Source organism: Aeromonas veronii bv. veronii (genome assembly GCF_000820225.1).
Lineage (GTDB): Bacteria > Pseudomonadota > Gammaproteobacteria > Enterobacterales > Aeromonadaceae > Aeromonas > Aeromonas veronii.
Genome location: NZ_CDDK01000031.1, coordinates 176,077 through 198,148 on the forward strand (window position 1 = coordinate 176,077; position 22,072 = coordinate 198,148).

At 56.9% G+C, this 22,072-nt stretch carries 21 protein-coding genes; 11 read left to right on the forward strand and 10 right to left on the reverse strand.

Annotated features, from left to right (window positions below):
* Positions 1 to 73 precede the first annotated feature (73 nt).
* The 3 genes from pyrH to rpsB form a co-directional block, all read right to left on the reverse strand.
* The gene (gene pyrH, locus BN1139_RS13390) at positions 74 to 808 is read right to left on the reverse strand and encodes a UMP kinase (RefSeq protein ID WP_005338577.1); all 735 of its coding nucleotides are present in this window, start codon (positions 806 to 808) and stop codon (positions 74 to 76) included.
* A 71-nt stretch (positions 809 to 879) separates the two neighbouring features.
* The gene (tsf, locus tag BN1139_RS13395) at positions 880 to 1,761 is read right to left on the reverse strand and encodes a translation elongation factor Ts (RefSeq protein ID WP_005338578.1); all 882 of its coding nucleotides are present in this window, start codon (positions 1,759 to 1,761) and stop codon (positions 880 to 882) included.
* Between the two features lie 104 nt (positions 1,762 to 1,865).
* Entirely contained in the window at positions 1,866 to 2,594 is a 729-nt protein-coding gene (rpsB, locus tag BN1139_RS13400) for a 30S ribosomal protein S2 (protein WP_005303470.1), read from the reverse strand.
* Between the two features lie 371 nt (positions 2,595 to 2,965).
* Between rpsB and map the strand changes: the two genes are divergently transcribed.
* From map to BN1139_RS13420, 4 genes are all read left to right on the forward strand, one after another.
* The gene (gene map, locus BN1139_RS13405; protein WP_005338579.1) at positions 2,966 to 3,754 is read left to right on the forward strand and encodes a type I methionyl aminopeptidase; all 789 of its coding nucleotides are present in this window, start codon (positions 2,966 to 2,968) and stop codon (positions 3,752 to 3,754) included.
* Between the two features lie 86 nt (positions 3,755 to 3,840).
* Entirely contained in the window at positions 3,841 to 6,477 is a 2,637-nt protein-coding gene (gene glnD / locus BN1139_RS13410) for a bifunctional uridylyltransferase/uridylyl-removing protein GlnD (RefSeq protein WP_013724022.1), read from the forward strand.
* Positions 6,478 to 6,651: 174 nt separating this feature from the next.
* Positions 6,652 to 7,479: a 2,3,4,5-tetrahydropyridine-2,6-dicarboxylate N-succinyltransferase gene (dapD, locus tag BN1139_RS13415; protein WP_005338581.1), complete on the forward strand. Its 828-nt coding sequence runs from the start codon at positions 6,652 to 6,654 to the stop codon at positions 7,477 to 7,479.
* 126 nt (positions 7,480 to 7,605) lie between these two features.
* Complete coding sequence (locus tag BN1139_RS13420; RefSeq protein WP_005338583.1) at positions 7,606 to 7,989, forward strand: DUF3461 family protein; 384 nt, start codon at positions 7,606 to 7,608, stop codon at positions 7,987 to 7,989.
* A 270-nt stretch (positions 7,990 to 8,259) separates the two neighbouring features.
* On the opposite strand, the gene ptsG is transcribed toward BN1139_RS13420, so the two are convergent.
* From ptsG to BN1139_RS13450, 6 genes are all read right to left on the reverse strand, one after another.
* A complete protein-coding gene (gene ptsG, locus BN1139_RS13425) occupies positions 8,260 to 9,690 on the reverse strand; it encodes a PTS glucose transporter subunit IIBC (protein WP_005338586.1) in 1,431 nt (476 codons plus the stop codon).
* 423 nt (positions 9,691 to 10,113) lie between these two features.
* Positions 10,114 to 11,085, reverse strand: a complete 972-nt coding sequence (locus BN1139_RS13430) for a MalM family protein (protein ID WP_005349755.1) — start codon at positions 11,083 to 11,085, stop codon at positions 10,114 to 10,116.
* 91 nt (positions 11,086 to 11,176) lie between these two features.
* Positions 11,177 to 12,490, reverse strand: coding sequence for a maltoporin (locus tag BN1139_RS13435; protein WP_005349751.1), 1,314 nt, complete (start codon positions 12,488 to 12,490; stop codon positions 11,177 to 11,179).
* A gap of 542 nt (positions 12,491 to 13,032) precedes the next feature.
* On the reverse strand, positions 13,033 to 13,473 hold the full coding sequence (locus tag BN1139_RS13440; protein WP_005349748.1) for a flavodoxin: 441 nt from the start codon (positions 13,471 to 13,473) through the stop codon (positions 13,033 to 13,035).
* A gap of 90 nt (positions 13,474 to 13,563) precedes the next feature.
* Positions 13,564 to 14,337 carry a tRNA pseudouridine(65) synthase TruC gene (gene truC / locus BN1139_RS13445; protein ID WP_013724023.1) on the reverse strand — a complete coding sequence of 258 codons (774 nt, stop codon included), beginning with the start codon at positions 14,335 to 14,337 and terminating at the stop codon, positions 13,564 to 13,566.
* Positions 14,334 to 14,669, reverse strand: a complete 336-nt coding sequence (locus BN1139_RS13450; RefSeq protein WP_005338596.1) for a YqcC family protein — start codon at positions 14,667 to 14,669, stop codon at positions 14,334 to 14,336. The genes truC and BN1139_RS13450 overlap by 4 nt, the downstream gene beginning before the upstream one ends.
* A 276-nt stretch (positions 14,670 to 14,945) precedes the next feature.
* Here BN1139_RS13450 and BN1139_RS13455 point away from each other — a divergent pair, with 276 nt between their 5' ends.
* The 5 genes from BN1139_RS13455 (at position 14,946) to BN1139_RS13475 (ending at position 17,872) form a co-directional block, all read left to right on the forward strand.
* Positions 14,946 to 15,986: a DUF3549 family protein gene (locus BN1139_RS13455; RefSeq protein WP_005349741.1), complete on the forward strand. Its 1,041-nt coding sequence runs from the start codon at positions 14,946 to 14,948 to the stop codon at positions 15,984 to 15,986.
* 111 nt (positions 15,987 to 16,097) lie between these two features.
* Positions 16,098 to 16,397, forward strand: a complete 300-nt coding sequence (locus BN1139_RS13460; protein WP_005349738.1) for a DUF3301 domain-containing protein — start codon at positions 16,098 to 16,100, stop codon at positions 16,395 to 16,397.
* Positions 16,398 to 16,471: 74 nt separating this feature from the next.
* The gene (locus tag BN1139_RS13465) at positions 16,472 to 16,708 is read left to right on the forward strand and encodes a DUF2789 family protein (protein WP_005338602.1); all 237 of its coding nucleotides are present in this window, start codon (positions 16,472 to 16,474) and stop codon (positions 16,706 to 16,708) included.
* Positions 16,709 to 16,786: 78 nt separating this feature from the next.
* Positions 16,787 to 17,083, forward strand: coding sequence for a hypothetical protein (locus BN1139_RS13470; RefSeq protein WP_005349737.1), 297 nt, complete (start codon positions 16,787 to 16,789; stop codon positions 17,081 to 17,083).
* 3 nt (positions 17,084 to 17,086) lie between these two features.
* Complete coding sequence (locus BN1139_RS13475) at positions 17,087 to 17,872, forward strand: Zn-ribbon-containing protein (protein ID WP_005349736.1); 786 nt, start codon at positions 17,087 to 17,089, stop codon at positions 17,870 to 17,872.
* Positions 17,873 to 17,964: 92 nt separating this feature from the next.
* Here BN1139_RS13475 and syd read toward each other — a convergent pair whose 3' ends face one another.
* Positions 17,965 to 18,513: a SecY-interacting protein gene (gene syd / locus BN1139_RS13480; protein ID WP_005349735.1), complete on the reverse strand. Its 549-nt coding sequence runs from the start codon at positions 18,511 to 18,513 to the stop codon at positions 17,965 to 17,967.
* A gap of 204 nt (positions 18,514 to 18,717) precedes the next feature.
* On the opposite strand from syd, the gene queF reads away from it, so the two are divergent.
* Positions 18,718 to 19,566, forward strand: coding sequence for an NADPH-dependent 7-cyano-7-deazaguanine reductase QueF (queF, locus tag BN1139_RS13485; RefSeq protein WP_041202743.1), 849 nt, complete (start codon positions 18,718 to 18,720; stop codon positions 19,564 to 19,566).
* A gap of 210 nt (positions 19,567 to 19,776) precedes the next feature.
* Complete coding sequence (locus BN1139_RS13490) at positions 19,777 to 22,059, forward strand: tetratricopeptide repeat protein (protein ID WP_005349733.1); 2,283 nt, start codon at positions 19,777 to 19,779, stop codon at positions 22,057 to 22,059.
* The last annotated feature ends 13 nt before the right edge of the window (positions 22,060 to 22,072 follow it).

The following is a 22,072-nucleotide window of genomic DNA, read 5'->3' on the forward strand; positions in this document are numbered from 1 at the left end:
CTACACGGCCCGTGTCTATCTTATTTACTGACGTGATGGATAGGATAAGAGCGCCAGGTGGCTCACTTTTATCTTATTTACCAACGTGGTGGATCAGAGTGCCTTCCGGTTCACCCATGACAACCCGGCGCAGGGCACCCGGTTTGTTCATGTTGAACACGCGGATCGGCAGATCATGGTCACGCGCCAGGGTAAAGGCAGCAAGATCCATCACCTTGAGCTCTTTTTCAAGAACTTCATCATAACTCAGTTCATGATACAGCACGGCATCCGGATTCTTGACCGGATCTTCGTTGTATACACCATCAACCTTGGTGGCTTTGAGCACCACGTCGGCTTCGATCTCGATCCCGCGCAGGCAAGCCGCAGAATCGGTAGTGAAGAAGGGGTTGCCGGTACCGGCAGAGAAGATAACGACTTTGCCAGCACGCAGCTGGCTGATTGCCTCGGCCCAGCTGTAGGAGTCGCAGACGCCTTGCAGGGAGATGGCAGACATCAGACGGGCATTCACATAAGCACGATGCAGGGCATCACGCATGGCCAGACCGTTCATCACGGTTGCCAGCATACCCATGTGGTCGCCCACCACGCGGTTCATGCCCGCTTTGGCAAGACCGGCACCACGGAACAGGTTGCCGCCACCGATGACCAGACCGACCTGAACACCCAACTCAACCAGTTCTTTGATCTCTTGGGCCATCCGCTCCAGCACCGCCGGATCAATGCCGAAACCCTCGGATCCTTGCAGGGCTTCACCACTCAACTTCAGAAGAACACGTCTGTATGCAGGTTTGGGATTGGTACTCATGTCACTGATTCCTGGTCATATAAAGACCGCGACATAAGTCGCGGTCTGGGGAAACGGAAAAACCGGTTCGATTAGGCCTTTTGAGCGGCCGCGATTTGGGCTGCAACTTCAGCAGCGAAATCGGTCTCTTGCTTCTCGATGCCTTCGCCCACTTCGAAACGGGTGAAGGAGACAACGTCAGCGCCTTCTTTCTTCAGCAGCTCGGCAACGGTCATGGAAGGATCTTTCACGAACGGTTGACCAGTCAGGGAAACCTCACCGGTGAACTTCTTCATGCGGCCTTCAACCATCTTCTCGGCGATCTCTTTCGGCTTGCCGGAGTTGATGGCGATGTCGATCTGGATTTCGCGCTCTTTGGCAACGACTTCAGCAGACACGTCTTCAGGCTTGACGAATTGCGGGCTGTTGGCAGCAACGTGCATGGCCAGATCTTTGGCCAGCTCGGCAGAACCACCGGTCAGCTTGGTGATAACACCAATGCGGGAACCGTGAACGTAGGTACCCAGGTTGTCACCTTCAACCAGCATCACGCGACGCAGGTTCATGTTCTCACCGATCTTGGCGATCAGGTTGGTGATGGTCAGCTCGACGGATTCGCCGTTACCGAAGTCAGCGGCTTTCAGCGCGTCAACGTCAGCAATTTTCTGGGTCGCAGCGATGTCAGCGATCTTCTGGCCCATTGCCATGAAGCTGGCATCTTTGGCGACGAAGTCGGTTTCGCTGTTCAGCTCGATCATGACGGCAACGTTGCCTTCGGTGCGAGCAAAGATAACGCCTTCAGCGGCGATACGGCCAGCTTTCTTGGCGGCTTTGGCCTGACCGGATTTGCGCATGTTCTCAATTGCCAGCTCGATATCACCAGCAGCTTCTTCCAGTGCTTTTTTGCAATCCATCATGCCAGCGGCAGTGCGCTCGCGCAGTTCTTTTACCAGGGCGGCAGTAACGTTAGCCATGTCCAGTATCCTCGGTCTTGAATTGACAAGAAACAGGGGCCACAAGGGCCCCTGCTAACCAATTACATCAGCTTGGTTAATAAGGGCTTTACAGTCCTTATCAATTACTCAGCTTCAACGAAGCCATCTTGTTCGGCTTGAACAACGATGTCCTGAGCGCGAGCTTCCAGTACGGTGTCAGCAGCAGCATTCAGGTACAGCTGTACGGCACGGATAGCGTCGTCGTTACCCGGGATGACATAGTCAACGCCGTCCGGGTTGGAGTTGGTATCAACGATGGAAACTACCGGGATACCCAGGTTATTGGCTTCTTTGATAGCGATATGCTCGTGGTCGGCATCGACAACGAACAGAACGTCAGGCAGGCCGCCCATGTTCTTGATACCACCCAGGCTCTTCTCCAGCTTTTCCATTTCGCGAGTACGCATCAGCGCCTCTTTCTTGGTCAGCTTGTCGAAGGTACCGTCTTGGCTCTGGGTTTCCAGATCTTTCAGGCGCTTGATAGACTGACGAACGGTTTTCCAGTTGGTCAGCATACCGCCCAGCCAGCGGTGGTTTACATAGAACTGGTCGCAACGCTCAGCGGCTTCTTTTACGGCTTCAGACGCGGCACGCTTGGTACCAACGAACAGTACCTTGCCTTTCTTGGCAGCTACGGAGCTGATGAAGTTCATGGCATCGTCAAACATCGGAACGGTTTTTTCCAGGTTGATGATGTGAACTTTGCTGCGGGCACCGAAGATGTAGGATTTCATTTTCGGGTTCCAGTAACGAGTCTGGTGACCGAAGTGAACGCCGGCTTGCAGCATGTCGCGCATAGAAACTTTAGCCATTTTATACCTCTGTATTGGGGTTAGGCCTCCACACATCCCATATAACCGACCCGTTAAGGCACCCCGGCATATGTGTCGATGTGTGTGTGTTGTTTAAGTAAGGGTGATGAAATCGGGACGCAAGTTCCCCATTCCGGCGCGCTTTATACCATAACTTTGTTCAGGACACCACCGGCCGACACCCTAAACAGGTGTAAATATGGATCCCGCCAGAGGATGCTGCGACGCTGATTTGACGTTGTGATGACAATCACACTGGAAGTACGAGGGGGTTGCGGATAAAATTTTGCCCTGATTGCAAACGCATCTATTTTTCATTACCTGTCCTGTCTGCCCTCGCAGGCCCAGCGGCAGGCCGCAAGAGAGATCCCATGTCCATTAAAATCAAGACACCGGAAGAGATTGAAAAGATGCGCGTTGCCGGCCAATTGGCCGCCGATGTGCTGGTCATGATTGCGCCCCATGTCAAAGCTGGCGTCACCACTGACGAACTGAACACCCTCTGCCACGACTATATTGTCGACGTACAACAGGCGGTTCCAGCTCCGCTCAACTACCACGGCTTCCCCAAATCCATCTGCACCTCAGTGAACGATGTGATCTGCCACGGTATCCCGAATCACAAGAAGCTGCGCGATGGCGACATCATTAATCTGGATATCACCGTCATCAAGGATGGCTACCACGGCGATACCTCGGCCATGTTCATCGTGGGTGAAACCACCCCGCTGCGCCGCCAGCTCTGCAAGGTTGCGCAAGAGAGCCTCTATGCCGCCATCAAGAAGGTGCGCCCGGGTGCCTGCATCACCGAGATTGGCGCCGTCATTCAACCCATCGTCGAGAAGGCCGGTTTCTCCGTGGTGCGTGACTACTGCGGTCACGGTATCGGTGCCGAGTTCCACGAAGAGCCGCAGATCCTCCACTACCGCAACAGCGGCAAGCTGGAGCTGAAAGCGGGCATGTGCTTCACCATCGAGCCGATGGTCAACAGCAAGAAGTATCACTGCAAGGTCAATCCGAAGGATGGCTGGACCGTGACCACCAAGGATGGCGGCGACTCCGCCCAGTGGGAACACACCCTGCTGGTGACCGAGGACGGCTGCGAGGTGCTCACCCTGCGCCCCGATGACACTATCGACCGCTTCATCAAACACAGCTAACATCGAACCCCGGCCCTGAACTTCCAACGCGCCGGGGTTTTTACTTCTGTTTCAGCCATTTGCCTGCCACTTGCGTGTGAGATGCCATGGACGCCAGCCTGCTTTCCCCCCATTTGTTACCCGATGACCAGCTCACTCGCGACAACTGCAAAGAGTACCTGAGCCGCTTTCTCGGCTGGCTGCACGCCCGTTTTGATGCCGGCGACAACATCATCGAGCTGGTTGCCACCCGCTCCGAATACATGGATCAGCTGCTCTGCCGGCTGTGGCAGAAGTTCGGCTTCGACAAGAGCGACCTCACCCTCATTGCGGTGGGGGGCTATGGTCGCGGCGAGCTGCACCCCCACTCCGATATCGACCTGCTGATCCTCTATGACGGCGATGAGCTGGACGAGGTGCTGGGGCTGCGGATCGGCGAGTTCATCACCTTGCTGTGGGATCTCAAGCTGGAGGTGGGTCAGGCGGTGCGCAACGTGGCGGAGTGTCTCGAGCAGGGGCGCGCCGATATCACGGTCGCAACCAACCTCATTGAGGCCCGCTACATCACAGGTCGCCAGGAGGGTTTCCGACAACTGAAAGAGGCCACCGGCCCCCAGCACTTCTGGCCGAGCGAAGCCTTCTTTCGCGCCAAACGGCAAGAGCAGACGGAGCGCCATCAGCAGTTTCTCGGCACCGCCTACAAGCTGGAGCCCGATCTCAAGAGCAATCCGGGTGGCCTGCGGGATATTCAAACCCTCGCCTGGGTCGCCCGCCGCCACTTTGGCGCTACCACCTTGTTCGAGATGACCAGCCACGGCTTTCTCAACCGCGCCGAGTATCGTGAGCTGCTCGACTGCCAGAATTTTCTCTGGAAGGTGCGTTTCGCCCTGCACATGGCCATCAACAAGGGAGATAACCGCCTGCTGTTCGATCGCCAACGCACCGTGGCCCAGATGCTGGGGTTCGAAGGGGAAGGCAACACTCCGGTCGAGCAGATGATGAAGCGCTTCTACCAGACGGTGCGGCGGGTCTCCGAGCTCAACGAGATGCTGCTGCAGCTGTTTGACGAGGCGATCCTCGGCAACACCGCCATGGATGTGCGTCGCCTCTCCGACGAGTTCCAGCTCCGTGGCCGCCTCATCGATGCGGTGGATGCGGAGTTGTTTAGCCGTGAACCGGCCGCCATCCTGCGCCTCTTCTATCAGATGGCCCAACACCCCGAGATTGCGGGCATCCACTCGGCCACCCTGCGCCAGCTGCGGGAGGCACGGCGCAAACTCAACTGCTGGTTGCAGGACTTGCCCGACTGCCGTCGCCTCTTTATGGCGCTGCTGCGCCACCCCAACGGCATCGGCCTGCCGCTCACCCTGATGCACAAGTACGGCATTCTGGCGGCCTATCTGCCGCAATGGAACCTCATCGTCGGCCAGATGCAGTTCGACATGTTCCACGCCTACACCGTGGATGAGCACACCCATCGGCTGCTCAAGAACATTCATCAGTTCCCCAATCCGGCCAGTCGCCAGAGCCACCCGCTCTGCCACGAGGTCTTCACCCGGCTGCGCAAACCGGAGCTGCTCAGCATCGCCGCCCTGTTCCACGATATCGCCAAGGGACGGCGTGGCGATCACTCGGAGCTCGGCGCCGTCGATGCGCTGGAGTTCTGCCAGCTGCACGGTCTGGATCGCTACGAGAGTCGGCTGGTCGCCTGGCTGGTGCGCCACCATCTGCTGATGTCGGTCACCGCCCAGCGCCGCGACATCTATGACCCCGACGTGGTCACCGATTTTGCCCAGAAGGTGCGCGACGAGCAGCATCTCGACCTGCTCTACTGCCTCACCGTGGCCGATATCTGCGCCACCAATGATACCCTGTGGAACGACTGGAAGGGCACCCTGCTGCGGGAGCTCTACTTCGCGACCCAGAAGGCGCTGCGCCAGGGGCTGGAGAACCCGCCCGACATGCGGCTGCGCATTCGCGAAAACCAGCGTCAGGCCAAGCAACTGCTTGCGCAACGGGATGTATCGGAAGAAGCAATCAACCAGCTCTGGGGCGACTTCAAGGCCGACTACTTCCTGCGTCACAGCCCGGAGCAGATCGCCTGGCACTGCCGCCATATCATCGAGCATCGTGACAATCCGGCGCCGCTGGTGATCATCGGCAAACACCCAACCCGCGGCGGCAGCGAGGTATTTATCTACTGCCGCGATACCCCGAATCTGTTTGCCACCGTGGCCTCGGCGCTGGATCAGAAGAACCTCAACATCCACGACGCCCAGATCATGAACTCGCGCAGTAACTATGTGCTCGATACCTTCGTGGTGCTGGAGCCGAGCGGCGAGCCCATCAGCCCCAACCGCACAGCCACCATCAAGAAAGCGCTGGAGAAGGCGCTGCAGGAGCCTGGCAAGCTGGTGCTGCGCAATAAGCCGCTGTCGCGGCGCCACCGCCAGTTCAGCGTACCGACCCGGGTAGTCTTCCTGCCTCATAAAGGGGAGAGCCGTCACACCCTGATGGAGCTGACGGCCCTCGATACCCCCGGCCTGCTGGCGCGGATCGGTGCGGTTTTCCAGCAGTGCGGACTGTCGCTGCACGCCGCCAAAATTGCCACTTTCGGTGAGAGGGTCGAGGACTTTTTCAGCCTGACAAGCCTCGATGGAGAACCATTGACCGCCGAGCAGCAACAGCAGCTGGAAGAGCGGCTGGTACACCAACTCAACCCCCAGCAGTCGGTACTTGATTAAGCGAAGAGTGATTCGAAAGAGGCTGATTGTCGGGCGTTTTTTGCCATACCAAACAACTGGTTGGCGCACATCGGATGAAGAAATGGTCGCTGGCTGGAAGAATTCCGGTCAACCCCTTAAAAACAGTCGGAAAAGTGTGATACAACAAACAGAATTTTTTAAAGGAAACCTGTCATGACCGAGTTGCAACAGATCATTGAAGCGGCCTTCGAGCGCCGCGACACCATTACTCCGGGCTCCGTGGATAGCGCCACCAAGTCCGCCATCCTGCAAGCCATCGACCTGCTGGACTCCGGCAAGGCACGGGTTGCCGAGAAGATTGCCGGTGAGTGGGTTGTCCATCAGTGGCTGAAGAAAGCGGTACTGCTCTACTTCCGCATCAACGACAACGGCATCATCAAGGGCGACGATGCCCAGTACTACGACAAGGTTCCCCTCAAATTCTCCAACTACACCGCCGAGCAGTTCAAGGAAGCGGGTGTGCGCGTGGTGCCGCCGGCAACAGCCCGCAAAGGCTCCTTTATTGCCCCCAATACCGTGCTGATGCCCTCCTACGTCAACATCGGCGCCTTCGTTGACGAAGGTACCATGGTCGATACCTGGGCCACTGTCGGCTCTTGCGCCCAGATCGGTAAAAACGTGCATCTCTCCGGCGGCGTCGGCATCGGTGGCGTACTGGAGCCACTGCAGGCCAACCCGACCATCATCGAAGACAACTGCTTTATCGGTGCCCGCTCCGAAGTGGTTGAAGGGGTCATCGTCGAGGAAGGTTCCGTCATCTCCATGGGCGTCTTTATCGGCCAGTCCACCCGCATCTATGACCGTGAAACCGGCGAGATCCACTACGGCCGCGTACCGGCTGGCTCCGTGGTCGTCTCCGGCTCCCTGCCCTCCAAGTGCGGCAAGTACAGCCTCTACGCGGCGGTGATCGTCAAAAAGGTCGATGCCAAAACCCGTGCCAAAGTCGGCATCAACGCCCTGCTGCGCTCCATCGACGAGTAATCAGCATTGCTGTGATGAAAGGGCGCCTGATGGCGCCCTTTTGATTTTGGCGCCCCTGTCACAGGCAAGCCATGAGGCATCGGTTAAGATGGATGGGACAGGATCGTTTCAAACCGAGGAAGCCTGATGTACGAGAATCTGAAGAGCCTGGGGATCCAGGATCCCGCCTCCGTCGACAGCTACACCCTGCGCCAGGAGGCCAACCACGACATCCTCAAGATCTACTTCAAGAAGCAGAAGGGCGAGTTCTTCGCCAAGAGTGTCAAATTCAAGTATCCCCGCCAGCGCAAGACCATGCTGGTTGACTCGGGCACCCATGAGTACAAGGATGTCACCGAGATCAACGCCAACCTCAAGTATGTGGTAGATGAGCTGGACAACCTGACCCAGGGCGTTCATCAGCAGGCCGACCCGGACATCAAGCAGAAGATCCTGCGCGACCTGCGCCATCTGGAAAAAGTGGTGCAGAACAAGATCAGCGAAATCGAGCGGGATCTGGAGAAGCTCTAATCCCCCCGACTCGACAAAAGAGCGCCCTGGTGGCGCTCTTTTTATTGGCTGGCTTTATGGGGCTATGGGGTTATCTGGCAATGCCGTGCGATAAGGTGAGCGGAGCACACCACCTTGTGCTGTTGGGCCACCATTGGGCAACCCGTTACATATCGCCCCTTGGAAAACACAACCCCTGCCAAGCCACGAGACACGCTACAAGCAAGCACAAATAGCAAGAGGGAGGCTTTCGCCTCCCTCTTCAAACACGCTGATATTCAGGCAACAGAATTAGTTGCTCTTCATCCAGATGTCCATGTCGGTTTTCAGGTTGTCGGACTTGGTACCGAAGATGGCTTGAACGCCGGAACCAGCCACTACCACACCGGCAGCACCCAGCTTCTTCAGACCAGCCTGGTCAACCTTGGCCACATCTTTCACACCAACACGCAGACGGGTGATGCAGGCATCCAGAGAAGCGATGTTCTCTTTACCACCGAAGGCGGCAACCAGAGCAGCAGACATTTCGTCTTTGCCTTGGCCAACGGCCTCTTCAGCAGTCTCGTCTTCACGACCCGGGGTTTTCAGGTTCATGGCACGGATAACGAAGCTGAATACCACGTAGTAGATGGCCGCGTAAACCAGACCCAGACCAACCAGCAGCAGCATGTTGTCGGCACGCGGTGATTGCACCACGAAGTCGATGAAGCCGTTGGAGAAGGTATGACCGTGTACGATACCCAGAGAGTTGGTCAGCACATAAGCCAGACCAGCCAGTACAGCGTGGATTGCGTACAGAACCGGAGCGATGAACAGGAAGGAGAATTCAATCGGCTCGGTGATACCGGTCAGGAAAGAGGTCAGGGCTGCAGAGGCCATGATACCAACGATCTTGGCACGGTTTTCCGGCTTGGCAGCGTGAGCAATGGCGAACGCAGCAGCAGGCAGACCGAACATTTTGAACAGGTAGCCACCAGCCAGCTGACCGAAGCCGTTACCGGCAGCGCGGGAAGCGTCATCAGCAGTCAGGAAGCAGGTCATGATACCGTGAACAGTTTCACCGGCACCGTTGACGCAGGTACCAGCCTGATAGAAGAACGGTACGTTCCAGATGTGGTGCAGACCGAACGGGATCAGGGAGCGCTCAACCACGCCGTAGATACCGAAGGCCAGTACCGGGTTCTGGTTGGCAGCCCAGTCAGAGAAGGCACCGATGGCGCCACCCACTGGCGGCCAAATCACGGACAGGATCACACCCAGACCGATGGAGAGGAAACCGGTGATGATGGGTACGGCACGTTTGCCCGCAAAGAAGCCCAGGTACTCTGGCAGCTGGATCTTGTAGAAACGGTTGAACGCCCAGGCAGCGATACCACCGGCCAGGATACCACCCAGCACGCCGGTTTCGATGGTTTCAACACCCATCACAGGTGCCATGACCTTCAGGGTTGCGACCATGATGCCGTAGCCAACGATGGCTGACAGACCGGATACACCGTCGTTATTGGTAAAGCCCAGAGCAACACCCACTGCGAACAGCAGGGCCATCTGGCCAAATACGGAACCACCGGCTTGCTCCATCAATTGGGAGACAATTTCCGGCATCCAGCTGAAGTGGGCAGCACCCACCCCCAGCAGAATACCTGCGACTGGCAAGACTGATACTGGCAGCATCAGCGCCTTACCAACCTTTTGCAGATTAGAGAAAGCATTTTTGAACATTGTGTGCGCTCCTGAATGGATTGTCGTCCCTGAACGATCTATCTGGATGAAATAAGGACTGATTCATTCAGATATCTTCGAGTCGGGCTTGTTTATTTTGACCATCAGAATATAACCCAGCGGGTCATAAATTGCTGCTTTCGAAGGCGGGGGAATATTGAATTTGGAGGGAAGATCACAACTTGTTTAGCGGCTAAAAAACGCATCTAATATAAGTTAATAATCCGCACTATCACTCTATTACAAAGATATATAAATAGCAGTTTCACTTTGTATTTTAATAATGCCATTTATATCAAATGGAAACTCATTGTAACTCAATGTAACGGCGTGATTTTTATTTATTACAGTCTACCGATTAAAAAGGCCTCCAACAAGGGAGGCCTCAATAAATATATCTGACCAGTAAATGGTCGTATTACTCTATTTTTGCGACCGCTTGACCGCATCAATAAACACGCTTTTTGCCTTGGTTGAACCAGCCCGTTCGGCCTCGTTCACCAGCTTCATCGCCTTGTCGATATCCCCCGCCTTGACCTCTTTTTCGATCTGGCTCTGGTAGAAGGCTTCAGTTTCACTCAACATGGCAGGAGCAGGTTTGGCTGCGACCGCAGCTGTTGCAGTTGTGGTAACGGCTGCGGTAGTCGCTATCGCTGCAACCTGCTGACCCTGGCTCATGGCCACCTTGTCGGCATATTCGGGTTTGAATACCGCTTCAAGGCCACTCCCACGGGCCATATCTTTGACTTTGATCTGCACCAAACCCCAAGGGGAGTGCGGGATCACCGGATCCTTGATATCAGGCTCAACGGTACCATTAGCGCGAGCAAATGCTTTTGATGGATGCAGGATTGTTGTGCTGCCTGAGAGCTTATCCGCGGGCGCATAAACGATCATGTATGTTTCGCTGGCCGGGTTGCCAGGCATGCTGCGGTCAACAAAAACACGTCCTTCGATACGGTCGTTATCGAGCAAGTGAGCAGGTTGATAGCTGAATACTGACTCACCCAGGACCCGAGTCACCTTGAACTCGGCATCCAGCATAATAACCTTGGGCACCATCACGGTTTTACTCACCTGTGATGCCAGGCTGATCGCCAGATTGCCGGTGTTGGTCGGCAGGCGATAAGCCGCAAAGTAACTCATCCCCTCATCAAACTGAAAAGTGGGTTGCTTGCCATCGATCGCCAGCAAGGTCTCACCTTCAGGCAAGGGGGCATAACTGAAATCTTTAAACGCCACACAGCAGCTGGAGGCTTTGGCCAACGCTTGCTTGGCTTGATCTGCATCGCTCAAGATCGAGCCATGTTCTTGCAGAGGAACAACCATGTTTCCGGCACAACCGGTTAATAGCGCAGTGATTACGGCTGCAATAGACATCTTTACCCGTTTCATTTTTCTTATCTCCATAATCCGGTGGCCGTGATCCGGCGAAACAAAACTGCCCCCATAAGGGGGCAGTCACTAACTTAACTTAAACTTTTGCTTACCACCAAGCTTCTGCTTGCACACCAAACTGGTAGGTGTCTTTGGAGGTATTGCCTTCGAAGACTTTCTTGTCTTCGTCGTTAGCCAGATAGGAGGCGAACACACGGATTTCCGGACGGGCCCAGAAGCTGGAACCGGCAGACCAGGCTTGTGCCAGGGTCAGCTTGTAGCCAGCATCTTTGTCTTCGCTACCATTGGTAGACTTGTTGTTGTCTTTGAAGTAGCCGCCTTCAAAGATGGTCTTGTTGAAGTCATCCCACTTGTACATCGGGCGGATAACAGCGGACATGGTTTCGTACTTGTCGTTGCCATCCCACATTTCGTTGCCTACACCGTAGACCAACTGATGACCCATCTCCCAGGAGTTGCCCATCGGAACAACGCCCCAGTTGATGATACGGAAACCATCGGCACCGTCTTTGGCTTCAGCGCCGTACCAGGAACCATCACCGTAGAAAGCCATGGTCTTGGAGTAACCTTCGGTACCGTATTGCAGCACGGTTTTGTTGAAACCACCGAGAATGCCTGCGGTCAGTTCAGCAGTCAGCATGACGCCATCTTGCGGGTCTTTCTTCAGTGCTTTCTGATCATTGGTTTCATTTACCAGAGCGTAATCCACGCCCAGTTCCAGAGAGGCATCGGTCCACAGCGGGATGCCGGCATAACGCAGATCCAGAGTATTTACGTTCAGATCTTCGTTCTTCACGTAGTTTGGAGCTGCACTGGTTCCGGTATTGGTGTACTCGCCGAACACGTCTTTTGCGCTACGGTCGTTACGTACCCATGCGAAAGAGACTTTACCCGGACCAGCCTGGATGCCTTCGATACCAGCACCAGCACCGGAGATGTTCCAGTAGTAGAAGTCGGAGATGTGGATGTCATGGCGTTGATAGTAACGCTTACCAGCCCACAGGGTTGCTTCAGGAGCAAAGTTCAGCAAGCCTTTGGCTTGTACGTTGAACTGACGCAGAGCGAAGTCAGAATCACCATTGCACTGTTTGGCATCGAAGTTACAAACAGTACCGGTACCTTCCCAGTCGTTTGAACCGTTGGAAGCCATGGCAAACATGGAATCAACATAGAAAGTCTTGCCATCTTTGTTGAATACTTCCTGACCCAGTTGCACTTCACCGTAGGTATCATTTTCGTTACCCAGACGGCCAACTTTATTGACGTTGTATTTAACCATGTCGCCGTCGCCGGAAACACCGACACCGGAACGGAAGTAACCGTGGAAATCTACGGCAAAGGCGGCTTGGGAAGCCAGGGCGGCAGTAACAGCTGCTGCAATCGGGAGCCACTTCATTTTCATTGTCATATTCCTTATTTCCCGCAGTGAGGAGTGTGATCCTGAATATTCAACTTCTTATCACCATGTAATCCTGTTGGTGATAACCGAGGTTGATTATAGGGAGCGTATTTCACGACAAATATGAAGCGACTCACAAAATGGCGACAAATCGCTCGGCAAACGATCGCCACAACACCTGCTAGCAAAAAAACGACAAACTAAGCAATAGTTAACCAATAAAATCACAAAAAAAGCAATTACACCAAACTTGAAAGCGTTACCAGCAATTAATTCGCGACTGAACCAAAGTCATTATTTTACGTTCGAATGACAAAAACATGACTGAGATCGCTTTCAAGATTGAACTTTTATTTGGACGACGGGTCTGCGGTACGCTTGAAACCATTACGCCGATGGAATGCCAAAAGGGGAAAATATCCCTCCGCCACTATCGACAATAAGCGTGGAAAATATGCTTGCTGAGTGAGATGACATTTGTGCAAATAACAATCCCCTGCCGGTTAAGGATCAGGGGATTGATATGGCTCTATTTCAGAGAATATTCAGGGCTGAATATCCCACTTTTTCAGCCAGCTGAGTGCCACCTGTTCGGGTTCATCGTGCACGGTGGCATCCAGCTCCAGCGTGGGCATCACTCGCGTGGCGCCCAGCTCTTGCAGCAACCCGTCCAGCCGACGGCCTGCGCCACAAAAATGGTCATAGCTGCTGTCACCCATGGCAATCAGGGCATACCGCAGCCCCTTGAGCCTGGGCGCCTTGTCAGCCAGCTCGCTGGCAAAGGGCTGCAGATTGGGAGGAATGTCCCCCTGCCCAGTGGTAGCACTGACCAGCAATAAAAAACGGCCGGGGTCGATGTCCACCAGCCGTGCTTCTTCGTGCAGAGAACAGTGATGCCCCTTGCGTTCCAGCTCATCTGCCAAGGTCTCGGCCACCAGCATGGCTGCGCCATAGACAGTTCCTACCACGATATCGATCTGCGCCATTCTCCGCTCCCCGCGTGAGTCACTCTTTTGAGCAACTCTATCAGCAAGCTGGCGTCAGATGCCACCGGTTCAAGGCTGAGGATCAGGCGCTTAGTAGTCGCTCTCGCTGGCGGGCCAGCCCAGCTCGGCAAACAGGCGCAGCACATCCTGACCGAGCGGCGCCTGGATCCGCATCGGTACCTTGAGCACCGGATGGGTAAAGCTCAGGGTGCGGGCCACCAGCAGCAGCCGCTCGCAACCGAAGTGCTCGCGAAAGAAACGGTTGTGACGACCATCCCCATGGGTGGTATCCCCGACGATGGGGTGGAACAGGTGATCCATATGACGGCGCAACTGATGCTTGCGGCCGGTCTTCGGGAACAATCTGACCAGACTGTAGCGACTGGTAGGGTGCTTCTTGGAGACCGCGTGGGGCAGCTCGACCTGATGCAGGCGCCGGAAGGTGGTGACGGCATCCTGCGCCGGGCGATCCGGGTTGCTCATGGCATCGGCAATCTTGTCCAACTGCTCCTTGAGGGGATAGTCGATCACCCCCTGTTCGGGTGCCCAGCCCCGCACCAATGCCAGATACTCCTTATGTACCTGACGTTGGGTAAAGGCTTCGGTGAGTGCGCGGGCAATCACCGGATCGAGCGCAAACAGCAGCACACCGGAGGTGGGTCGGTCGAGGCGATGCACCGGATACACATAGCGACCGCCGATGAGATCCCGGGTCATTTGCATGGCAAAACGGGTCTCGCCCTTGTCGAGCCAACTGCGATGCACCAGCAGACCGGACGGCTTGTTGACCGCCACCAGCCACTCATCCTGATAGAGCAGGGTCAGCTTCAAGTCACTCTCTTCTCGGGTTTGATCTGGCATCATTGTTCGATCACTTTGCCGGAAAGCAGCAGATCGAAGCGGGCGATCAGGCGCAGCAGCGCTTCTGCTTCGGCCAGATCTTCTTTGTAGACTTCGCTGGCCATGGGATAAAGGGAGACGCTGGTGGGCAGCGGAGCCTGCAACATCACCAGCTGCTCCATGCGCGGGATCAGCACGAACTGCAGCCACTGATCAAAGCTCAGGGTATCGACACAAAAAGGCAGGGTGCTTGCCAGGGCTTCGTCACCGGGATGGTCAGCTTGCCAGCGCTCAAGGCGCTGCAACTCGGCGGTGAGTTCCCCCAACAGGCCAGCTACCAGCAAATATTGATTCATCTCGCTCTCTTCCTCATAACCACAAATTGATCCGCCGACCCGACAGGGTCAGCCATGATGCCGATACATTCCGTCGCACAGCACCGGCGGTTCAGCCGGGTCAACGACATACACGGCAACCAGCGCGGCCTGCCGCCGTTAAAAAAGGGCGATACTATACACCTCCCCCCGCATGGCTGCCATGTTGATATCTGCCGCAACGCGCGTCTGCTGCCACTGGCTATCCTCGGCAAGGGCCTTATAATCGGCCCGCATCACCATTAGCCGGATCTCACCATGTCTGCGACGCCTACTGCCATTAATACCTTGACCGAATTTCTGATTCAGGCTGGCACCCAGTTCCAGCTGTTTGACATGGGCCGCCAGGTGCGGTCACTGGCAAGCGATACCTTTGTCCGCATCGAACAGCAGCAGGAGCCCTACCCCTGGCCGCTGCAACAGCACGCCTGGCTCGGTGTGCACTTCTTCCAGCCGAGCGAGTCTCGCCACTACCTCTGGTTCCTCAAGTTTGCCCTCGATGAGCGCGGCCTGCTGATGTCAAATGGCCCCAAGCTGTTCATGGATCAGGTGGTGGAGACCCTGGGCTACAAGCTCACCGGCGATCTGGATGAAGAGAAGGCCCAGCGCTTGGCCGACAATCCCTACACCTTCCGCCCGGCGGAGGCCAAGATGGCCAGTCTGCACGCCAAGCTGGCACGCCAGCTGGAGCAGGTCCCTTCCGCCTATTACGATGCCCTCTGCCACTATCTGGCCGCCCCCAACGATACCGGTTGGCAGACGCTGGGGCTGCAGGGCTTTGCCGATCTGGCCGAGCGACTGCATGATGAGCGTAATCTGGCGCTGATCTGCAAGGCGCTGCCCAAGCTGCCGCAAGAGCCGCTTTATGCCCTCTGCCAGAGCCTTGAAAACGCCCCGCTGCCGCCAGCAGTACAAGGCGCCCTGCTCGAGCGGATCGGCAAGGAGCAGGAGTGCGCCGCCCCCAACCCGGAGACCCTGGCCTACCTCTGCCGCGCCATGGCCTCCTGCCCCGGCAGCACGCTGCGCACCAACAAGCTGCTGACCCTGCTGCAAACCCAGCCGAGCCCTGCGCTGCTGCTCGCCATCGCCGGCCGGCTCTGGCCCGATCTGAAAGATGCCAATCTGCTCAGCCACTATCTGGAACAACTGGCACTGCAACCGACCCAGTTCTTCAATCAGGTTTTTGCCGAGTTGGTCACTTTACCGGCCCTGCGCAATGATATGCTGGCCAGACTGCGTGACCCCGAGCGCAGCGATGTGCTGGGCAAGGCCATCGGCCGTCTGTTTGCCTCGGCCTGATCCCTCGCCTCCCCCTCACGCCACGAGGCAACACGGCGGGAAATAGAAAAGGAGATCGGGAGTGCCGAGCAGGACTCCCGGTTATCGACATCACGATAAGGAAGCCCGCCTATGGGAGAGATGCTCGGAATTTTGTTGCTGATTGCGATTGCCGGCCTGTTCTGGCTGCAACGCCAACAGGCAGAAGTGGCCTGGCAATATATGCGCCGCTACTGCCAGCACCATGATCTGCAACTGCTGTCACTGGCTCGCCATCGGCGGGAGCTGGCACATAATCCCCTGCGGCTGCTGACCCACTATCAGTTTGAATTCTCCAGCGATGGCGAGAGCCACTATCAGGGCACCCTCAAGATGCAGGGGCTGCACGTCGTGGGTGTCGATCTGCCACCCCATCGCATCCCTTCTGCCTGATCCCCAATCTCGTCTCTGCGCCCGATGGCTGTGCCTGTCTATAATCTCAGGGATTAAACAAAGGGAGAGACGAGATGGAACCCCTTGTCCACGATCTGCCAGCCCTGTTTGCCCAGCTCGGGATGGCCAACGACGAGCTGAGCCTGCACCGATTTGTGCACGACCATCACCTCGACAATGAAACCCTGCTGCCGGAGGCCGGTTTCTGGAACGCCGCCCAGGCCAGCTTTCTGCGCGATGCCCTGTGGAACGACTCCGACTGGTGTGAAGCGATCGACCAGCTCGATGTGATGCTGCGCCAGCCCCGCTAAGCCGCTCTTTCCTCCCCTGCCGGCTTTGGTTAAGATCCCGCCCCGATATCGATCCCCCCTCTCACCCAGAGCATGCTTATGTCCGCCCACGAGATCATCCGAATTGCCAACGAGCTGGCCGCCAAGGGCCTGACGCCCACCACCGCCATGATCAAGGCCCGCCTCACCCAGCCCGTGCCGATGGCCGAGCTGCTGAAAGTGCTGAGCCAGTGGAAGCAGCAGCCAGTCGCGGCCGCCGAGAGCGAGCTCCTGCCAGAGGCCGCGCCTCAGCCTGCACCGGAGCTCACCCTGCAGCAACTCGCCGAACAGCTCGCGCGCATCGAACAGAAGGTGGATCGCCTGACCGACCTGCTCCTCCAGCAGGGGCAAGGCTGAACCATGTATATCGTCGAACTCTGCTTTGAGTGTTACCGCGATACCTCCCTTGGCGAAGCCGAGCGGGCCATCGTCAACTACCTCGACATGCTGCGTTATCAGGGCCAGATCCTCGGGCGGGAATTCCCCACCAGCATGCATGACGGCTATTTCGTCAGTCGGGTAGTCTGCCCGGAGCAGGATAGCCTGCACCCCGACAACCAGAGCGAGCAGGTCAAACTGGCCGAACAGCAGCTCAATCAGGCCGGGTTATTGGCGCCAAAGCTCCATCTTCAAGGGGCGGATCTGCTCTCCGACAGCACCGACCCTTGCGGCACACAGGGCGAGCGCCCCAGCTGGATGATGCTCTATACCAGCTTCCTGCATACCTGCTCGCCGCTGCGCTGTGGTGACCACTTCGCCCCCATTCCGCTCTACCAACTGCCCGCGGTCGCCAACGGCGATCAGAAACAGATCATCAAGTGGCAGGAGGATTGGGAGGCATGCGATCAGCTGCAGATGAACGGCTCCATCGCCGAACATGCGGCGCTGCATGAAATCGGCGAAGTGGGCAGCCGCCTCTACCGGCGCGGCAGCGATCTGGCCAAACGGCTGGAAGTGCTGAGCGGCATCCCCACCTACTACTACCTCTACCGAGTGGGCGGGCTGAGCGCGGCCGAGGAGAAGGCGCGCTCCTGCCCCAGCTGTGGCGGTGAGTGGGCGCTGGCAGAGCCACTGCACGAGATCTTCGACTTCAAGTGCGACAGCTGTCGCTTGGTCTCCAACCTCTCCTGGGATTTCAAGGATTAAGCGCGTTCCCTGTACGCGATGCCATAAAAAAGAGCCTTGCCGCATGGCAAGGCTCTTTTCGTTCCGATGAGTAACCTTGGCTCGAACAGGTGCTATTGCGGCAACGTCTCCAGCCGCTCCAGAAACGCCGGTAAGGAGGAAGCCAGCGTCAGACGGCGGCCAGAATCGAGCCACTCCAGCCACACCTGACCACTCTCGTTATCCAGCGAGATGAGCGTCATCTCGTTGCGGGTGGTGGCAATAAAGATGGAGGGGGTTCGTTTTAGCTTGCGCAGCATCAGCAGGTGGCCGATGAGGTTCTCCCTGAGCAGGTCGAGATCCGCGTCGTTCCACGGCAAGATCAGTTCAAGGCGCAGCCCCTTGAAAAGGCAGGGGATAGGGCGGCTGAACCAGTGCCCGAACAGGGCAATGGCGCTGGGATGAATCGTCAGCTCGAGGGCATCGGCCATGGCTGTAAAGTCGGCGGGTTCGGGACGATGGTGAGGACGCCAGGCCACCCGACCATCGGCGGGCTCACCAAGCTGGCAGGGGGAACGCCAGTCCGCCTCCCACTCGCACAGGGGCAGGCCTCGTCTGGCCTCGCCATTCCGTTGCCAGCAGGCAAAAAAGTGCTCCAGGGCAGACAAAACTTGATCCGACATCGAAAATCCCCACAATTGCTGGCAAAGTCCGCTATTGCACCACCAAACCCGGTAACAGACAAGGTTGCCAGCCGACCTTGCGACCCGGGATACAGAACCCGGGATACAGAGAGGCCGACGCCCAAGCCAAACGGCTACAACCATCCGGCTCTGCAATGGCCCGTTTCATTCCACTCATCATGAGCACATTACGTGAGCAACCCTGTGAGCAAACAAGATAGATACGCCGGGGCCAGCGCCCTGACCGGCCTGAGCCTGGGCCAGCAATCCGATTACATCAGTCAGTACACCCCCTCCCTGCTGCAGCCGGTTCCACGTAGCCTGAACCGGGATGATCTCCAGCTGGGCGATGATCTGCCCTTTAGCGGTTGCGATGTCTGGACCCTCTATGAGCTCTCCTGGCTCAATGCCAAGGGCAAGCCGATGGTGGCGGTGGGTGAAGTGGCCATTCCGGCCACCAGTGCGAACCTGATCGAATCCAAATCCTTCAAGCTCTACCTCAACTCCTTCAACCAGACCCGTTGCGACTCTATCGAGGCAGTCGCCGCCATGCTGACCAAGGATCTGAGTGCCTGTGCCGGTGAGACCGTCAAGGTGACCCTGTTCCCCCTCGACAAGGCGCCGCACCAGATTGCCCAGCTGCCCGGCGAGTGCATCGACGAGCAGGATATCGAGGTAGACAATTACGAGTTTGATGCGTCCCTGCTGCAAGGGGCGGCCGGTAGCGAACAGGTAGAAGAGACCCTGCACAGCCACCTGCTCAAATCCAACTGTCTGGTGACCAGCCAGCCCGACTGGGGCTCAGTGGTGATCCGCTACAAGGGGCCGAAACTCGATCGGGAGAAGCTGCTGCGCTATCTCATCTCGTTCCGCCAGCACAACGAGTTCCACGAGCAGTGCATCGAGCGGATCTTTATCGACCTCAAACACTATTGCCAGCCTGAGCAGTTGACCGTCTATGCCCGCTATACCCGCCGTGGCGGCCTCGACATCAACCCGTTCCGCTCCGATTTCGAAGCGGTGCCCGCCAACCTGCGTCTGATCCGCCAATAAAGTTGAGTTGCGACAGAGAAGGCAGTCGCACTGCCCTCCATGACTGGCAAAAAGGTTTCAATCGATGCTTTACGCAGCTGGGATAAGGGTGCTGGATAATAAAATCCAGACGAAACCCACTTGCCGGCCACCAGCAAACCACAGTAAACGCTGGACTCGCAGGGGGGGGCTTGGATAACATGCCAACACCTCTGCGCCGTCCTTAATCCAATGAATCAACTGTTTTTTCTGGCCATGATGATGTCCTCCCTGTCAGCTCCGAATCTGGAGCTGGACAAGGAGCAACTCTCTATCGATCTGCAACAAGCGCAATCGATGGTACTGACCGATCCTGCCAGATGCGTCCAGATCACCACCGCCTTCCTGACGCGCGCAGCCAATAATCCCCAGCAAATCATCAGCAATCGCCAGGAGTTCGGTTATCGCGAACCCATCCTGAGCTACAGCACGGCGGCCCAGACCATAGGCGCCCACTTGCTCAAAGGGGAGTGTCTGCTGCAACTGGGCCAATATCAGGCCACCCAGCAAGCGCTCGACAAGGCGATGGCGCTGGCAGACAAAGAGCAACAACCGGAACTCAAGGCCCACGGCCTCTATCTCAAGATCCGCAGTCAGGCCCTCAAACCGGATAACCAGAGCACCAGCCGCGCCCTGATGGATCAACTGGACGAACAGCTGGCCGTCCCCACTCTCAAGCAGAGCCAGCTCCAGATTTATGGCCGTCTGCAACGCACCAGCTACGACATCGAGAACCAGCACTTCGATGATGCCAAGGCCCACTTGGCAGATGCGCGGATCTGGGCCGCCAAGACCCCCAATCCTCTCGCCAGTGCCTGGGTCAGCGCCATCAGCGGCGACCTTTATCGCGCGCTGCAGCAGCCACAGCTGGCACTGGGGGAATATATCGATGCCCAGCAACAGGCCAAAAGCCTCAACGACCCGCTCTTTCTCGGCCTGCTGTCGAACCAGATAGTCAAACTTTACCAGCAGGAGCAGGAGCCCCAGAAAGCGCTGCAGTATGCCAATGAGGCGGCCAACTACTTCCACTCCATCGGCAACCCCTCCCTGCTGTGCGACTCCCTGATGGTGCTGGCGCGACTCAACCGCGAGCAGGGCGACCTCAATATGGCGCTGGTCTACTTCTTTAATGCGCTGGATCTGCTCGATGAGGGGAGCAACCGACCGCAAGCCTCCCTGCTCAAATATGAAATTGGCAAAACCTACCTGCAAAGCGGCAACCTTTCGCTGGCCAGCAACTACCTCAATGCGGCCCGTCAGTCTCACGAACTGAGCGATGCCAAAGAGCCGCTGATCGATACCCTGCTGCTGCTCGGCGAGCTCTATCTGAAGAAGCAGGAGGCCGCCATCGCCATCTTGCAGTTGGAGAACGCCCGCGCGCTGGCCAATCAGCTCGGTGATACCCGCCGTCAGTACGAGGTATTCCGCCTTTTGTCGCTTGCCTATGAGCAGAAGGGGTATCTGCGCCAGGCCCTCGACAGCTACAAGCGCTTCCACCGTCTTGGCGAGGAGGTGCGCCAGCAGGAGCAGGCCATGGAGCAGGCGGCGATCCGCGACAACTATGTCCAGGTCGAGCGGGTGCAACATATCAAGGAGCTGGAGCAGCGGCTTAACAACAGCCAGCATCAGCAGGAGCGCTATCTCTGGTCGAGTATCACCACCAGCCTGCTGCTGGCGCTTTTTATCTACCTCTTCTTCACCCTCTGGCTCAAGCTGCGTACTGCCCGCCTGCAACTGAAACGGACCAATGAGGCCCTGCTGATCGAGCCACGTTCGGGGCTAGCCAACTGGCAGCGTCTGATGAACCGCTGGCCGAGGGAGATGGCAAAGCGCCAGCTGAAATCGGATCGCTGGTACCTCAGTGAACAGCCCTCCAGCGAGTTCGATGACAAGCTGCACTATCTGCTGTTCCGGGTGCCCTTTCTGGTCAACACGCTGGAGCGCCACGGCTATCAGGCCAGCAGAGAAATCGAGCAGGCCTTTGGTGCCTATATGGACACCCTGACCCCGCAAGATGGCCGTATCTATGACTTGCGTGAAGGACACATGCTCTATGTGGTGCCACAGCGCCACGTCACCAACCTGCATCAACTGGCGGGAGACCTGCTGACCGCCATCGCCGCCTTCCCTTGCAATTATCCGCTGGATCGCCAGATCAGCCTCGGGATTGTCAGTCACCCCTTCCTGCCGAAAGCGGCGACCGCGCTCGATCACAATGGCCTGTTTGACCTCTGCTATCTCGCCCTGTCGGGAGCCATTCAGCTCAGTGAAAAATGCCAGCAAAACGCCTGGTTGGAGCTGGCTGCGATCGATTGCCAACAAGCGGCATTTTTTAATGGAGATGTGTGGCAATGCGGCCTGATGGCAATTGACAAGGGACTGGTAAAAGTCAATTCTTCTCATGAAAAGCAATGGGTTAATTGGCCCAGCCTTGCAAGGAAGCCGGCAGCCGATAACCACCAGGAAATAATGTAGATAACAGGCGAGG

Bases quoted from the DNA above. Each gene is read 5' to 3' on its own strand.
- tsf (WP_005338578.1), bottom strand. From the start codon at position 1,761: ATGGCTAACGTTACTGCCGCCCTGGTAAAAGAACTGCGCGAGCGCACT.
- dapD (WP_005338581.1), top strand. From the start codon at position 6,652: ATGACCGAGTTGCAACAGATCATTGAAGCGGCCTTCGAGCGCCGCGAC.
- BN1139_RS13475 (WP_005349736.1), top strand. From the start codon at position 17,087: ATGTATATCGTCGAACTCTGCTTTGAGTGTTACCGCGATACCTCCCTT.
- BN1139_RS13460 (WP_005349738.1), top strand. From the start codon at position 16,098: ATGGGAGAGATGCTCGGAATTTTGTTGCTGATTGCGATTGCCGGCCTG.
- BN1139_RS13450 (WP_005338596.1), bottom strand. From the start codon at position 14,669: ATGAATCAATATTTGCTGGTAGCTGGCCTGTTGGGGGAACTCACCGCC.
- pyrH (WP_005338577.1), bottom strand. From the start codon at position 808: ATGAGTACCAATCCCAAACCTGCATACAGACGTGTTCTTCTGAAGTTG.
- BN1139_RS13470 (WP_005349737.1), top strand. From the start codon at position 16,787: ATGTCCGCCCACGAGATCATCCGAATTGCCAACGAGCTGGCCGCCAAG.
- BN1139_RS13440 (WP_005349748.1), bottom strand. From the start codon at position 13,473: ATGGCGCAGATCGATATCGTGGTAGGAACTGTCTATGGCGCAGCCATG.
- BN1139_RS13490 (WP_005349733.1), top strand. From the start codon at position 19,777: ATGAATCAACTGTTTTTTCTGGCCATGATGATGTCCTCCCTGTCAGCT.
- BN1139_RS13455 (WP_005349741.1), top strand. From the start codon at position 14,946: ATGTCTGCGACGCCTACTGCCATTAATACCTTGACCGAATTTCTGATT.
- truC (WP_013724023.1), bottom strand. From the start codon at position 14,337: ATGATGCCAGATCAAACCCGAGAAGAGAGTGACTTGAAGCTGACCCTG.
- syd (WP_005349735.1), bottom strand. From the start codon at position 18,513: ATGTCGGATCAAGTTTTGTCTGCCCTGGAGCACTTTTTTGCCTGCTGG.
- map (WP_005338579.1), top strand. From the start codon at position 2,966: ATGTCCATTAAAATCAAGACACCGGAAGAGATTGAAAAGATGCGCGTT.
- glnD (WP_013724022.1), top strand. From the start codon at position 3,841: ATGGACGCCAGCCTGCTTTCCCCCCATTTGTTACCCGATGACCAGCTC.
- BN1139_RS13465 (WP_005338602.1), top strand. From the start codon at position 16,472: ATGGAACCCCTTGTCCACGATCTGCCAGCCCTGTTTGCCCAGCTCGGG.
- ptsG (WP_005338586.1), bottom strand. From the start codon at position 9,690: ATGTTCAAAAATGCTTTCTCTAATCTGCAAAAGGTTGGTAAGGCGCTG.
- rpsB (WP_005303470.1), bottom strand. From the start codon at position 2,594: ATGGCTAAAGTTTCTATGCGCGACATGCTGCAAGCCGGCGTTCACTTC.
- BN1139_RS13435 (WP_005349751.1), bottom strand. From the start codon at position 12,490: ATGAAAATGAAGTGGCTCCCGATTGCAGCAGCTGTTACTGCCGCCCTG.
- BN1139_RS13420 (WP_005338583.1), top strand. From the start codon at position 7,606: ATGTACGAGAATCTGAAGAGCCTGGGGATCCAGGATCCCGCCTCCGTC.
- BN1139_RS13430 (WP_005349755.1), bottom strand. From the start codon at position 11,085: ATGAAACGGGTAAAGATGTCTATTGCAGCCGTAATCACTGCGCTATTA.